This is a genomic window from Levilactobacillus suantsaiihabitans (genome assembly GCF_004745505.1).
Lineage (GTDB): Bacteria > Bacillota > Bacilli > Lactobacillales > Lactobacillaceae > Levilactobacillus > Levilactobacillus suantsaiihabitans.
This window is the reverse complement of record NZ_RKLX01000001.1, coordinates 68,027-81,693: the sequence shown is the minus strand read 5'-3', so window position 1 is coordinate 81,693 and position 13,667 is coordinate 68,027. Positions and strand designations below refer to the sequence as shown.

The following is a 13,667-nucleotide window of genomic DNA, read 5'->3' as shown; positions in this document are numbered from 1 at the left end:
TGACCGGCAAAGCCGACAGGTTCTACCCCTAACGCTTAACTTTGAGGAAAGAAGCTGACAGTTTTGAAGAAAATTTTAGCGATTCACACCGGCGGCACCATCTCCATGTCGCAAAATGACCAGGGTGAAGTGGTGCCCAACGCCAAGAATCCCATCGCCGAACAGGAGACCATCCTGGCGGGGCGCGTTGAATTGTTCACGGATGAGATGTTTAACCTACCATCCCCGCACATGACGCCCGTCGAAATGCTGCAGATCAAGCAACGCATTGACCAGGCCGAGCGCGACGGCATCGACGGCGTGGTCATCACCCACGGAACGGATACCTTGGAAGAAACCGCGTATTTCTTGGACCTGACCTTACCCAGCACGATTCCCGTCGTTGTGACCGGGGCCATGCGCTCGTCTAACGAGGTTGGTTCCGATGGCCTGTATAACTTTCAGTCCGCCATTGAAGTGGCCGCAGACGACGCCTCACGGGGCAATGGCGTGATGGTCGTGATGAACGACGAGATCCACACGGCACGCTACGTGACCAAGACCCACACCACCAACGTGGCTACGTTCCGGACGCCGACGTTTGGTCCCATCGGTATCGTAGCCAAGGACCACGCCGTGTATTTCCAGAAATTGATTCGCCAAGACACCTGTGATATCGACCACGTAACGGACCACGTGTACCTGTTGAAGGCTTACGCGGGGATGGACGGTAGCCTGTTTGACTTTTTGGACAACGACCAGACCGCGGGCTTAGTCATCGAGGGCCTGGGCGCTGGCAACTTACCGCCACAAACGCTGCCCGCCATTCAACGCCTGTTAGACCGACAGATTCCTATCGTGTTGGTCTCGCGGTGCTATAATGGCGTTGCCGAAGACATTTACGATTACCAAGGCGGCGGAATCGAGCTGCGGAAAATGGGCTTGATGCTGTGCCAAGGGTTAAACGGCCAAAAGGCGCGCATCAAGTTGCTGGTCGGCTTGAGCGCTGGTCTAACGGGCAAGCAACTCGCCCAATTTCTCAGTACGGCGGTTTCCTAACCAACCCTGACGGACTTGACGGGCTATTTTGGTCAATATATGGTAAGATTTTCTGATAATAGGAAAAAGGGGGTCGTCATGTGAATTCAATTGTGAATGACTTAAACCGGGCATCGGACCGGCATTTGCTGGTCAACGTGTATCAAACGAATCAAGATGTGGTTTACACCGGGTACGTGACGACAGTCGGCACATCCGGAATCATCCTCGCGACTTACGATGATTTCGGAATACCTGATGGTGCCGTCTTCTTAGCGTTAGACGTCATCGATGAAGTTGAATTTTCGAGTGAAGATTTGGAAAATATGGCCTTCCGGATCAGAACGGCTCGTGATGAGCAATTCGTCCAGGCCGGGGGCTTGACCATGACCTTTGACCAGCGACGTGACTTACGCCGGCAGGTCTTGAGCCACGCTTGGGTCGACCACTTGGTGTTGATGGTGGTCTTGAAAAATGATGAACACTTTTACGAAGGCGTCATCACTAGTGTCGCCAGCGATGCGGTGGGGATCCAGCTGATCAATAAGTTTGATTTTAGTGATCAACCGGCCTTAACGCTGAATCCGGCCGATATTGAGGTCATCGAATTTCAGGGTCGCGAACTGACCTTACAAGGTATCGCGGCATCACGCTTGCAACAGCTGACCCACCAGGACCAGGTGGCCGTGACCGATGCCACGCAATTCCACGACACGCTGGCCCAGTTGGTGGGCAAGGACCCGTTAGTGGCGCTGATTCCTAAGCACAATCGCGACCTGTTTTACGTGGGGCGGATCAACCTGCTGACCGACGACGCGGTTATCATGAGCCTACTGGACATGACCGGGCAATTCGGTGGTTACACGCTGATGCGTCTGAGCGGCCTGCACGCCATCGTCATTGAATCGGATTACCTGCAGACCATGCGGCTGTTCTCGTTGCTCAACCGAGCACGCCAGCAGCCCTTGCAGCCGGTGTTAAACGATGAGCGCCTGTTCGATGCGACGGTCGATCAATTCCAGGCCCGCCTGAGTCAAGCCGCGGCGTTTCAAACGATCGTCCACATTAAACTTGCGGGGGGCGACAGTCTGAGTGGTTATCCCAGTCACGTCGCTGGCGGCCGGTTTATCTTCCATAAGGTTGAGGACGATGCCCTTGACCGCGTGGGAGCGGTGTACCAAATTGACGACGTGGACGAGATTTCCTTCGGTTACCTCGACGCCTACCTGGTCGAACGCCAGCTCCGCATCGAAGGCGAACTTTAAGCCACTAGCGCTGATGGTTGCAGGTGAAATGGCGTAAACCAGATGCCTACGGCTGCCAAGAGCTCCGCCTGCTATGGAGAACGCTTGCAGCCTGAGAAGCGGTCTTCCGGCTCGCTTGAAAGCCTGGCCAAGACCGCCAGTCTCTCAAGTCGTCCCACCCAGTAACCTGACCCAAAACGTCAGCTAACTGGGTCGACACAGCTGGCTCCAATCAAACTTAGAACCAAATGACTAACTGCGGTCGGCCGAGTTCGGCCGCTTACATAAGGAGTTTGTTAAACATGAAATGGCAAAAATTACCGCGTTGGGCGCGAGACACGATTTCGGTGGTCGGCGCGATGGCGGTCTTGTTGGTGATCTACGATGCGTTCTTTGCCAAGCACGTCAATTGGGTGTTAGTCCCGATCCAAATCGTGGTGGCACTGTTAGCGGTGGGGGTGTGGAGCTACTTTAGCTACCGCAGTCAACAAAAACGCAAGCTTGCCGAACAACAGAAGGCCGAAGCGGCCAAGCAGCGGCAAGAAAAGCGGGCCGCCGAAAAGGCCGCTGGGGCCAAGATGGCGGCAGCGACCCGCGAGAAGAACCTGGCGCGAAACCAGGCCCATCAGCAACGGCGACACGACTAAGGAGGAAATTGCGGTGGCAGCTGAATTGAAATTTTGTCCGCATTGCGGTGCGGCCGTGAGCGCGACCGATACGGTTTGTCCGCAGTGTCAAACCGACTTGCGTCCTTACCGGGACTCACCTAAGCCGCCTCAATCAAGTCAAAAACTGAATTTGTCGTCGCTGTATGCCAACCCGTATCGGGAGGGCATGAAGCGGCTGAAAGCCAAGGAGGGGCAAGCGCCAGCCAAGCCAAAACGGCGGTGGCACTGGCCCTGGTCAAAGGAGTGAGCATAGTGGCTGAATTTGCAGTGATTCGGGGAGACATTACCGAAAGCAAGGTCGACGCTATCGTCAATGCCGCTAACACCACGTTATTAGGCGGTGGTGGCGTTGACGGGGCCATTCATCGCGCGGCGGGACCGGAGCTCTTTGCGGCTTGCGTGCCGTTGAATGGCTGCTTGACCGGTGAAGCCAAGATCACGCCCGGTTTCAAACTGCCGGCTAAATGGGTGATTCACACGCCTGGTCCCGTGTGGCGCGGTGGGCAACACGGGGAGCCGGAACTACTGGCCAACTGTTACCGCAACAGCCTGAAGCTGGCCATGGACCACGGATGCCGAACGGTCGATTTTCCGTCGCTGAGCACCGGGGTCTACGGGTATCCGTTAGAGGATGCGGCGGCCGTGGCGGCGCAGACGATTGCGTCGGTGCTGGCCAAGAGTAACGACCTCCAGCGGGTGCGCATGGTCGCGTTTGACGATGCGACCGCGGCGGCTTACCGGGGCGCCTGGGCGCAAGTCGTGGATTAATGTAAAAAAATAGACGCGTCAAAACGTTAGCGTACTTGCCAAACGTCTTGACGCGTCTTTTATTTAATCAGTGTTGTTAGTGGGGCTTGGTAGCGATGAAACCCTTTAAAGCACTTTGTTCCTCGCTGGTTGGGGCGAGTTCACCGGTCTTGATGGCATGAAACTTCTCAACGGACAGTCGAGAGCCAAAGGCCATTTCTCCATCTGTCTTATCGTATTTCTTTTGGTAGGCGATGATTGCTTCGGCCAAATCGTTTAATTCTTGACTCATTAATATCCCTCCAAATGATAATCCTAATGACTGCTTAAGTTCATTATACTAAATTTTTCAGAAATCGGCGGAATAAGTCCCGATATCTGAAGTTTTTTTCGATAATGCTTGCTGAATCGGGAAAAATTGCGTAAAATTAAATGCAATATGAAAATGGGCCGGAATCGCGGTTGTTAACCATTGTCGCAGAATTGTTAGGAAACTAACGTGAGTCTGTCACAGGTTTGCAATGCCCAGCGGTTAAGCTAGTTATTAGAAAATTTTGATAACATCGACTAGTGAGGTGGCAGCGTGAATTTAAGACATATCATTGGCAGCCTCGTGGCCGCGGTAATTATTTTGGGCGTCGTGAGCGGGTTGGCCTGGTTCACGATGGGCAAACACACCACGACGCGCCAGACCACCAGCCCCGTGGGCATTTTAGATGCCCCGCACACGCGCAACTTTCGCGCGAGTGTCAATAATGCGGAATGATCCGCCCCGAAGTCGGGTTCGCCCGGCTGTTTCATCTAACTCTTTGGTAATCATTGTGATTACACACTACAGTCACTTGTAGTTTATCAAGCAGGAAAACAGGTCGGCCTTCGGGCAGGCCTGTTTTTCTGTCCAAAATTAGGTGTTGAAAGTAGAATTAACGCGTTGATTGCTGTAACGACGGTGTTCTGACACCTAAATTAGTGAAACCAGACGCCTGCGTCAGTCAGGGTTCCGTCTGCTCTGGGAAACACCTCCAGCCTGAAAAGCGGTCTTCCGGTTCGCTTGAAAGCCTGGCAGAGTCCGCCAGTCTCTCAAGTCGTCCCGCGCTGTAGGCTGAGAAAGGACCTCAGCCAACACCGCCGACACAGCTGGCTCCACCCTGGCTGCCTCCGGCAAGGTAGCAATTATCAGCAACACTGTGTTAATGAAAGACCAGTCGTCAATATATCCGCTATCTGGGGTTAAGACGACTGTTACTGGCAAGCACGACGTTGGCGAACGGTAGGCGGCCAGCTCGCATTGTGTGGCTGAAAACGACTATTTTTGACGCCATGAGTCACATGCTAACAGTAGTTCCAGCTGATTTCCGTCTTTCAACCTTTAGTTGGCCAAACAAAAAGCGTCTGGAAAAAATCCAAACGCTGCGTAAGGGACCCTTTGCCGCACCCTTGCTCAATTAAAATGAAACCAGTCGCTCTGGTTGCGGCGGACGTCGCTGCGGATACCGAAGAAGTAGACCAGAAAGGCCGCGACGGCCACGCCTAGGACCACCGTCCACAGCCAGTTTTGCGTGTGGATGAAGGTGAAGTAGGCAAAGCCCAGGGTGCTTAAGCCAATTAGAATCAGGTTAAAGATCAGGTGCTTGCTGTGGATAAAGGCGACGGCGAGGGCCATGACGACGGCTCCACCGAACATGTTGTCACCACTGAGTTTACTACCGGGGCTACTGAGCAGGGCATAGAGCTCAATGGCGACGCCCAGTACCAAGGCTAGGTAACCGAAAAATTCTAGAAATGTTAAACGTGACGTTTTCAAGATTGCCACCTGCTTTCTTTCTTGCGGTAGCTCCATTATAACGCTGGTTTAGTGCCTTGAAAATGCAGATGCTGCGTTAGCGTCGGTGATTGACCAATCTTCTTGATCCAGCGCCATTTGCCAGAATTGCAGTTCGTACCAGCTGCTCTTCTTGAAAATAGCTAACAGCGCGTCCGTATTGGCTGGCGTGGCGACATAGTTAGCGAGGGCCAACTGGTCGTGCATGGCACCGGTGTAATCATCGGCATTGTAGGTGTCAATCCAGGATTGGTAGATGGGGACGGGCGATCCGGTGCCGGCCAGCGCCTGACCAATTTCGGCGTACAGCCAATAACACGGCAACAGACCCGCCACGGCTCCCGCGGGCCCCGCTGTCAGCAATGCCCGATAGATGTGGCTGATGTAGGCGTAACACGTGGGCGCGGCAGTCACGGCGGCGACTTCTGCCGGGGTGATGTTGAGCCGGTCAAAGAAGGTCTGGCGCACCGCAATTTCGCCGTCGCGCAGGCTGGCCGCACCGGCCCGTAACTGATTGACTACACGCGGGTCGTGGCTTTGGTCAGCCGCCAGGTCGTGGAGCTTGCCGAATTCGTGGAGATAGTGGTGGTCTTGAATCAGGTAGTAGCGAAAGGTGGCGGCGGGCAGGGTGCCGGCTTGCAGTTGGGTGATAAAGGGGTGGCGTTTGGACGCGTCCCACAGGGCTTGGGTTTGCGCATGTGCTTGATCAGTAAACATAACAAAACTCCTTTTAGGGTAGGCCGATGAACAGCCCGACTTGAACGGCGATGAGACTGAGGGCAAAGACCCACCAGTCGCGCGACCTTAAGGCCACCGTGATGGCATGGGTCCGTGGTGCGCCCTCGACAAAGCCGTGCGAGGTCATCGCAGCGGCCAGTTGGTCGGACCAGTTCATCGCAGCCAGAATGACTTTGAAATACAGTTGTGGTGACCAGACGTGCAGTTCTTGGCCCCGCATCAAGGCCGCAGCGCGAATCGTGGCGACCTCGGCTTGAATCTTAGGCATCAGGTTGAAAGCGGCCAGAAAGCCATAGGCAAATTTTGACGGCAGCTTGGCATTTTGTTCCAACGAGCGGGTCAACGTCAAGGGGTCCGTGGTCTGGGTGAACAGCCCGCCCATGTAGACGTAGACGAACATCCGGGTGAAGATGACCAGGAGAAAATGCTGGCTGGCGGTGCCTTGTAAGGTCAATGACCAGACCAACGCACTGGCAAAGAACAATGGGACCAGCGTCAGCCACAAGAAGCGTTTGAGTGTGACGTGGTTCAACAGCATCAAGGCCAAACTGACGATGATCAGCACCACGTTGACTGTCCAGACCTGGGTGAAGGACACCTCCAAGGCAATCAAGACGACCAAGGCTAATTTTAAACTGGGATTCATGGTGTCGCCTCCTGATAGGTGAGTTGCTGGTGATCGAGCGCCAGGTGTAAGGTGATCAGGTCGTCGAGGCCGCTGAGCTGGTGGCTGATCATGATCAGCGTCAAGTTGAGGTCGCGTTGAACGGTGGTCAGAATGCGCATGACCACTTGAATGGACGCAAAATCCAAGCCCTTCAAGGGTTCGTCTAGCAGCAACACGTTGGGCGCCATGATCAGCATGCACAGTAGCTGGAGCTTCTTTTGTTGGCCACTGCTCAACGAGTAGATAATCTGATCGACGTGGTCGGCGAGATTCAGCTGCGTCAACAGGTCCTGAACGCGTGTTGGGGTGAAGTAGGTGTGATTACCAAATTTTTGCGACAACGCTAACTCCTCAGCCACGGTTACGTTGAGAAATTGCGCGCTGGCCGACTGAAACATCAAGCTAACTTGGCGAGCGTAGCGCTTGCGGGGGAGCTTACGGATGTCTTGGCCGTCGTAGGTGAGCTGGCCTTGATAATTGCCCAATCGCACCAGCGCGCGAAACAGGGTGGACTTGCCGCTGCCGTTGGGACCGGTGATCAGCGTGGCCTGGTGAGCAAATAACGCCAGGTCTTGCGGCCGTAACAACTGCCGGTGTTCGTGACCCAGTGCCAGTTGGGTGCCCTGCAGGCTGACGGTGAGGTCGTCGGTAGGCAACGTCACGTGTGTCAACCGGAGCTTGTCCGGTGTGAATGCCGCAAAACGTGTCTGCGTTTCTGCCGGCGACAACAACGTCACGTGACCCTGATCCAGCACGGCCAGGTGGTCCACCCACCGGTCGTAATTGCTGAGGTCGTGGTCGGCCAAGATAATGGTCTTGCCGCGCTGCGTACATAGCATCACCAGCTTCTCCAGTAACGCCAAGCGGGTAGGCGGGTCGATGCTGGCAAAGGGTTCGTCTAGCAAGATGACGTCGCTGTCCATAGCCACGATGATGGCTAAAGCGACTTTTTGCTGCTCGCCGCCGGACAGTTGCATCAATTGCCGGTCGCGCAGGTCAGCGATACCGATGAAGTCCAGTGCCGCGGTGATCTTGGCGGGGATGGCCGCCGGGTCAACGCATTGATTTTCCAGGGCGAAGCGTAGCTCATTGACTACGGTATCCATGGTAAATTGCGTGCTGGGTTCCTGAAACAGCATGGCCACCGTGGCCGCCCGGTCGGCGGGGCTGATTTGGCTGAGCGGTTGCCCGTCAAAGGTGATCGTCCCAGCATCCGGCAGAGGAGTGAGCCCCGCTATCAGCTTAAGCAGGGTGGACTTCCCCCCACCAGACACCCCAGTCAACAGCGAAAACTTACCGCTGGGAAAGGTCACGTTGAGGTCGTCCAAGACCGGCCGGGTGCGGTTGGGATAGGAAAATGTGAGTGCATGAACGGTTACAGTGGCCACGAAAATTCCTCCAATGTGAAACAGATTTTGCAAACTTTTTAAAATTAATGAAAGTGAAACAAAAAGCGATTGGTTGGCGAGTGCTTGAGTGATTTAAAGTCGAGGCATAGTGCCTAGGAAGACCAAGAAATAGCTAACCTGCGCCACTCACCGCAGTTGCGAGCAACCAATAATGTGAAATAACAGTTAACGCTGCCGTAGCGGTAATACACCGCAGGAGCCGAGAGTGAAGTGAAATCTAGGCTTAGCCAGGGAATTTGCCAGTGGATTTTGCTGGCAAATTGGTGACTTTGAGACGGGTTCTTCGGCTCAAAGCAAGGACCGAGACCGTACTTTGGCTCGGTCCGTCCTCCCCCAGCACCAGTCCCCCCCTAGACTTTCACGTAACGGCAGGCGGCCAGCCGGCCAATACCAATGTTGCCAAGCCAGCGCACAGAATGGTTATTTGGCGCTGACGTTGGGTAAGACGTGGGCCCGCGCCAGCAGGTTGGTGATCAGCTTGGTCAGCACACCGCCGAACAGGAAGATCGATAAGCACCGCACTGCAAACAGCAGTACCAGAAAGCCCAAATGATACGCAGCATAGCCACTCCGGAACAGGTCCCACGTGAAGGTCACGATGGCCGTGGTCAGGCAACTCAGACTTAGGCTGACCCAGTTGTAGCGTTTGTAGCCAGTCACCGCAAACCCAATTTCGGCCCCGAGACCTTGAACCGCGCCGGAAATCAGCGTGCTAGCGCCCCAGACGCCGCCCAGAAACATTTCAACAACGGCGCCGAGAAATTCTCCCAACGTCGCTGAACCGGGGATGCGGATGATAAAGCCAGCTAAAGGACCGGCCATGACCCAGATACCTAACAGAATTTCATTTGCCAAAGGTTGCAGACCAAATGGGGCCAAAGCGGCCGCCAGGAAGGTGTAGACGGGATTAATGATCCAGAAGATGACGCCCATAAAAATTGCGAGAATCGTGACCAAAATAATATCGCGGATGTGCCAACTTTTCATGAGATGATGCCTCCTATGAGAGTTTTGACGGGGGTGCCCAACGAATAAAAAAATCCCCCACTAAAAAAACTTAGTAGGGGTTCATTGATAGCTAAATAACGCGTTCCCTTCGCTGGTATTAACCAGAGCAGGTTCAATGGGTTTGATCTCAGCCGCGAGGCACCCCAGTCGTATTTGAATACCCTAAGCGTAACTAATTTGGCGGGTAAATGCAACCGTGACTGGAAAAATACGTGCCGAGTCGTTGATCTATTCAGGATGGAAACGTTTTTTACAGTTTAGTTACAAAGCCTCAAAAGCCCGTCCAAAACGGCCAAATGCGCTATCCGGCGATGAGGAAGAGTGCTATTCTAATTGTTAGTGAACTTAATTATTAAAGGATAGGAAGCACTTAACTTATGAAAAAAAGTCATCTCAATCACTGGGCCTTGGCGCTCGGGGCGCTCGTCACGTTGGGTGGGGTGCTAATGCCGACCTCGCTAGCCGAAGCGGCGGCCTACCACACCGTCAGCACCAAGAAAATCAAGAAGACCGCTTACCACAAGAAACACAGTCAGGGCGCCATTTACAACAAGAAACACACCAAAAAGGTCAGCAACTTAACGACCCATCCCCATACCACCTGGTACGCCACCAAGCAGGCAACCCTCAAGCACGGTAAATCGAAGGGCATTTACCTGTACGTGCAAAACAGCAAGCACAGCGTCAAGGGGTGGATTTGGCACGGTTACCTGAAGCGCGGGAAGGCCCCGTTCGTCTTGACCAAGGCCAAAGCTGCGGTCGCCATGGACGCCAAGACGGGCAAGGTCGTCTGGTCCAAGCACGCCAACACGGCGCGGCCGATTGCCTCCGTGTCAAAAATCATGACGTTGTATCTCACCTTGAAGAAAATCGACGGCAAGAAGCGCAACTGGAATCATAAGGTCAAGATTACCAGTCGTGGCCTGGTGTCGATGAGCCGAAGTGCGGATTGTGGCGGCTTTCATTTTAAATTGAATCATCGCTACACCGTCAAGCAGCTCTACTACGCGGCCTTCTTGGATTCGTCCAACAATTCGGCGATTGCGCTGGGCAAATGGGTCAGCGGTAGTAACGCCAAGTTTATCCGGAAAATGAACGCCCAAGCCAAGGCCTGGAAGTTGGGTAAGGCGCACTTCGTTTCGGCCTCGGGCCTGGAGAACAGTGACCTGAAGCGCTTCGGTTACGCCTACGGCAAGGCCAATGCCAACAAGGTCTCAGCCAAGGATGTGGCGTTGATAGCCCGGCATTTGATGACCAGCTATCCGCGCGTTTTGACTGACGGCAAGATTGGGTCCATGACCGTCAACGGCCAAGTTTGCTACAATTACAACAACCTCTTAAAGGGGCGTAAATACTACCGCGCCTCCCTGAAGGTCGATGGCTTGAAGACCGGCTACACCCCACTGGCGGGTTACTGCTTCGTGGGGACCGGCCACAAGCGCGGCAAGCACCGGGTCATCACGGTGGTGCTGCATGACATCAACGAGTTCACGGAGACACGTTCACTGATGGACCACGCCTACCGCTTGAGTCGCATGAGTAACTAGCACTTGGTCTGCTTGGTACACGCTGGCCGCCTGCCGTTGCGTGAAAACTAGGCTAATGGCCTGCGTCAGGCAGCACAGCCGACTGCCAGAGGGGCGGGTGGCAACGGATTCCCCGTCAGTCCGGGTGAACGGTTCAATTAAATGTGTAAACATAAAATGTCAGGGTGACAGTCAGCGCCCTGGCATTTTTTGTGTGCAGAAGGTCGACAGGGCCTGGCAACCGTGAGATGGGGGCTGTAATCGGGAGAATTTTCAGTGAACGGTCAGGCGGCCAGTACCAGCCACCGTTGTCAGTTCAGGTTTAAATTGATTCATGCACCAACTGATTATGGCAAGAAGTGGTGGATTACGCGAACGTTACATCCCCAACAAGTTAGTTACAAAGTCGCGAGAACCCTTGTCGCGTCAGGCTTAACCATGATAGGGTGGGTGAGAATGTTTGAACAAGAGAGGACAAGTCATCATGAGAGAACACAAAATCAAGTGGGCCGCGCTGGCCTTTCTATTTGCGTTGACGGTCGGTGCAGGTGCTGGTGTTGAGACCGCCCACGCGGCCGTTTACACCACGTTGTCGACCACCAAGTTGGCCAAGACCGCGTACCACAAGAAGAGTACGGCGGGGGCCATTTATAACAAGGCGCACAACCGCAAGCTGGCAACCATGAAGGGGTATCCCAACACCACCTGGTACGTGACGCAGAAGGCTACGTTGAAGCACGGCAATTCCAAGGGGATTTACTATTATGTGTCGAATAAGTCAGGGGCCGTTAAGGGATGGATCTGGCACGGCTATTTGACCAAGGGTAAGGCGCCGTTTGGCCTGAAGTACGCCAAGAATGCGATTGCTATGGATTACACGACGGGCAAGGCCGTTTGGTCCAAGAAGGCCAACACCGCGCGGCCCATCGCCTCCGTGTCAAAATTGATGACGCTGTATTTGGTCTTGCAAAAGGTCGGTAGCGGGTCTGGCAGCTGGAGTGACGTGGTCGATACCAGCAGCAAGGGCCTGATTGCCATGGGGCAAAGTTACTCGTGTGGGGGCTTCCTCTTCAAGAGTGGTCACAAGTACACGGTCCAAGACCTGTACTACGCGGCATTACTGGACTCCTCAAACAACGCCGTGATTGCGCTGGGGAAATGGGTCGCTGGCAGCAACGCCAAGTTTATCAAGCAAATGAACGCTCAGGCCAAGAGCTGGAACTTGGGTAAAGCTAATTTCGTTTCGGCCTCGGGGTTGGAAAACAGCGACTTGAAGGCCTTTGGCTATGCTTACGGTAGTGCCAACGCCAACATGGTTTCGGCCAAGGACGTGGCTTTGATTGCCCGGCACCTGATCCAAGACTACCCGCGGATCTTAACGGATGGCGCCATTGGGTCCAAGTCAGTTGACGGCCAAACGACCTACAACTACAACAACCTCTTGGCTGGCCGGAAGTACTATCAGGCGTCCTTGAACGTAGACGGTTTGAAGACCGGTTACACGCCACTGGCGGGTTACTGCTTCGTCGGGACGGGGCAAAAGACTGGCAAGCACCGGGTCATCACGGTGGTCCTGCATGACATCAATGAATTCACGGAAACGCGGTCGTTGATGAACAAGGCTTACAGCTACAGTAGTATGAACGCGTAAATCATGACTAGAAAACGGCAGCCGCTGATGGGTTGTCGCTTTTTTGTTGGGTAGGTGGATGACTAAGTGGGTAATTTGACGCGGCTGCCTGTTGGCGCCCGTTTCAGCTACGTAGAAGTGACGTGAACGAGTCTGGAAAATTTTTCCCAGGCTTATTTCTTGCGGCCAACTACCGATGCGGTCATGAAGTTTACCAATTTCAGCCGCAACAAACGCCCCGGAAGAAGCCAGTGAAAAACCCGCAAGCACCAGTTTTTTTCATGAATTTATTTGTAAGGGATTATCGTTGCGTTGCGCGCGCTGGCCCGGTATGATGGGATTACACGAATAACGGAAAGGAAGTTGGGGGCAGTGATTCCACGGTTGATAGCAACGGATTTAGATGGCACATTTCTCGATAGCACGGGGCGGTATGACGCGCTTAAATTTGACCAGCAGTTAGCGGCTATGAAGGCTCGGGACATCCGCTTTGTTGTGACCACGGGCGACCCGCTCGACCACGCGCAGAGCTTGTTTTGCCCGTTAAAGCAGCGCCACGAGATTACCTACGTGGTGGAAGACGGCGCCTTGATCACGTCGGCCAACGGGCAGGTGCTTAAAACGGCCGCCATAGCGCCCTCGCTGTGGCTGGCCGCGGTGACTTGGCTCAAGTGCGAGCCAATCATGGCGGATTGCTTTATTTTAGCGTGTGGCTGGAAACGGTCCTACACGCAGCTGACCGCCGATAGCCAGCGTTTTCGTGACTCGCAAGAATTCTATCCCAGCCTGACGCACGTCGATCAGTTGGCCACGGTCGGGGATGCCATTTTAAAATTAGACCTGACCTGGCTAAAGTCTGACATCACGGCCCAGGTGGCGGCATTCAACCGGCACTTCGCCGGCAGTCTAGTCGCGACCAGCAGTGGGCTGGGCGGTATGAACGTGACGTTGCCGGGCGTCAACAAGGCCGCGGCCCTCGACTTTTTGGGGGACCGCTGGCAAATTGGCTCGGCCCAGATGGCTGCTTTTGGTGATTCGGGTAACGATTTGGCCATGCTCCAGCAGGTGGGCCAAGGCTTTGCGGTGGCCAATGCGGCGCCGGAGGTCTTAGCCGGTGCGCCCCAACGCCTGCAGCACACCAATGACCAAGGTGCGGTCTGTGAACAAATTGACCAGTGGTTGGTTTGAGTG

General features: G+C 54.4%; 14 protein-coding genes and 1 riboswitch. Of the genes, 8 read left to right on the top strand and 6 right to left on the bottom strand.

Going from position 1 to position 13,667, the window contains the following annotated elements; translation table 11 throughout:
- Positions 1-54: 54 nt before the first annotated feature.
- From EGT51_RS00360 to EGT51_RS00340, 4 genes are all read left to right on the top strand, one after another.
- Positions 55-1,038, top strand: a complete 984-nt coding sequence (locus EGT51_RS00360; RefSeq protein WP_287708291.1) for an asparaginase — start codon at positions 55-57, stop codon at positions 1,036-1,038.
- A gap of 80 nt (positions 1,039-1,118) precedes the next feature.
- Positions 1,119-2,282, top strand: coding sequence for a hypothetical protein (locus EGT51_RS00355; RefSeq protein ID WP_135366818.1), 1,164 nt, complete (start codon positions 1,119-1,121; stop codon positions 2,280-2,282).
- A gap of 281 nt (positions 2,283-2,563) precedes the next feature.
- On the top strand, positions 2,564-2,908 hold the full coding sequence (locus tag EGT51_RS00350; RefSeq protein WP_135366817.1) for a hypothetical protein: 345 nt from the start codon (positions 2,564-2,566) through the stop codon (positions 2,906-2,908).
- 273 nt (positions 2,909-3,181) lie between these two features.
- The gene (locus tag EGT51_RS00340) at positions 3,182-3,697 is read left to right on the top strand and encodes an O-acetyl-ADP-ribose deacetylase (protein WP_135366815.1); all 516 of its coding nucleotides are present in this window, start codon (positions 3,182-3,184) and stop codon (positions 3,695-3,697) included.
- 76 nt (positions 3,698-3,773) lie between these two features.
- On the opposite strand, the gene EGT51_RS00335 is transcribed toward EGT51_RS00340, so the two are convergent.
- Positions 3,774-3,968: an LBP_cg2779 family protein gene (locus tag EGT51_RS00335; RefSeq protein ID WP_125577738.1), complete on the bottom strand. Its 195-nt coding sequence runs from the start codon at positions 3,966-3,968 to the stop codon at positions 3,774-3,776.
- Between the two features lie 291 nt (positions 3,969-4,259).
- Here EGT51_RS00335 and EGT51_RS00330 point away from each other — a divergent pair, with 291 nt between their 5' ends.
- Positions 4,260-4,442, top strand: coding sequence for a hypothetical protein (locus tag EGT51_RS00330; protein ID WP_135366814.1), 183 nt, complete (start codon positions 4,260-4,262; stop codon positions 4,440-4,442).
- A gap of 675 nt (positions 4,443-5,117) precedes the next feature.
- Here EGT51_RS00330 and EGT51_RS00325 read toward each other — a convergent pair.
- The 5 genes from EGT51_RS00325 to EGT51_RS00305 all read right to left on the bottom strand — a co-directional run bounded on the left by EGT51_RS00325 (position 5,118) and on the right by EGT51_RS00305 (position 9,299).
- Positions 5,118-5,489 carry a hypothetical protein gene (locus EGT51_RS00325; protein ID WP_225428652.1) on the bottom strand — a complete coding sequence of 124 codons (372 nt, stop codon included), beginning with the start codon at positions 5,487-5,489 and terminating at the stop codon, positions 5,118-5,120.
- 39 nt (positions 5,490-5,528) lie between these two features.
- The gene (gene tenA, locus EGT51_RS00320; protein WP_135366813.1) at positions 5,529-6,215 is read right to left on the bottom strand and encodes a thiaminase II; all 687 of its coding nucleotides are present in this window, start codon (positions 6,213-6,215) and stop codon (positions 5,529-5,531) included.
- A gap of 13 nt (positions 6,216-6,228) precedes the next feature.
- Positions 6,229-6,882 carry an energy-coupling factor transporter transmembrane component T family protein gene (locus EGT51_RS00315; protein ID WP_135366812.1) on the bottom strand — a complete coding sequence of 218 codons (654 nt, stop codon included), beginning with the start codon at positions 6,880-6,882 and terminating at the stop codon, positions 6,229-6,231.
- Complete coding sequence (locus EGT51_RS00310; RefSeq protein ID WP_135366811.1) at positions 6,879-8,291, bottom strand: ABC transporter ATP-binding protein; 1,413 nt, start codon at positions 8,289-8,291, stop codon at positions 6,879-6,881. The genes EGT51_RS00315 and EGT51_RS00310 overlap by 4 nt, the downstream gene beginning before the upstream one ends.
- Positions 8,292-8,732: 441 nt before the next feature.
- Positions 8,733-9,299: an ECF transporter S component gene (locus EGT51_RS00305; protein WP_135366810.1), complete on the bottom strand. Its 567-nt coding sequence runs from the start codon at positions 9,297-9,299 to the stop codon at positions 8,733-8,735.
- 86 nt (positions 9,300-9,385) lie between these two features.
- Positions 9,386-9,476: riboswitch (TPP riboswitch) on the bottom strand.
- Between the two features lie 221 nt (positions 9,477-9,697).
- Between EGT51_RS00305 and EGT51_RS00300 the strand changes: the two genes are divergently transcribed.
- The 3 genes from EGT51_RS00300 (at position 9,698) to EGT51_RS00290 (ending at position 13,664) form a co-directional block, all read left to right on the top strand.
- On the top strand, positions 9,698-10,867 hold the full coding sequence (locus EGT51_RS00300; RefSeq protein WP_135366809.1) for a D-alanyl-D-alanine carboxypeptidase family protein: 1,170 nt from the start codon (positions 9,698-9,700) through the stop codon (positions 10,865-10,867).
- A gap of 463 nt (positions 10,868-11,330) precedes the next feature.
- Entirely contained in the window at positions 11,331-12,497 is a 1,167-nt protein-coding gene (locus tag EGT51_RS00295) for a serine hydrolase (RefSeq protein ID WP_135366808.1), read from the top strand.
- A 351-nt stretch (positions 12,498-12,848) separates the two neighbouring features.
- The gene (locus EGT51_RS00290) at positions 12,849-13,664 is read left to right on the top strand and encodes an HAD-IIB family hydrolase (protein WP_167850097.1); all 816 of its coding nucleotides are present in this window, start codon (positions 12,849-12,851) and stop codon (positions 13,662-13,664) included.
- Positions 13,665-13,667: the final 3 nt, after the last annotated feature.

Coding starts and splice junctions, on each gene's coding strand:
- EGT51_RS00350 (WP_135366817.1), top strand. CDS start 2,564: ATGAAATGGCAAAAATTACCGCGTTGGGCGCGAGACACGATTTCGGTG.
- EGT51_RS00335 (WP_125577738.1), bottom strand. CDS start 3,968: ATGAGTCAAGAATTAAACGATTTGGCCGAAGCAATCATCGCCTACCAA.
- tenA (WP_135366813.1), bottom strand. CDS start 6,215: ATGTTTACTGATCAAGCACATGCGCAAACCCAAGCCCTGTGGGACGCG.
- EGT51_RS00315 (WP_135366812.1), bottom strand. CDS start 6,882: ATGAATCCCAGTTTAAAATTAGCCTTGGTCGTCTTGATTGCCTTGGAG.
- EGT51_RS00305 (WP_135366810.1), bottom strand. CDS start 9,299: ATGAAAAGTTGGCACATCCGCGATATTATTTTGGTCACGATTCTCGCA.
- EGT51_RS00300 (WP_135366809.1), top strand. CDS start 9,698: ATGAAAAAAAGTCATCTCAATCACTGGGCCTTGGCGCTCGGGGCGCTC.
- EGT51_RS00295 (WP_135366808.1), top strand. CDS start 11,331: ATGAGAGAACACAAAATCAAGTGGGCCGCGCTGGCCTTTCTATTTGCG.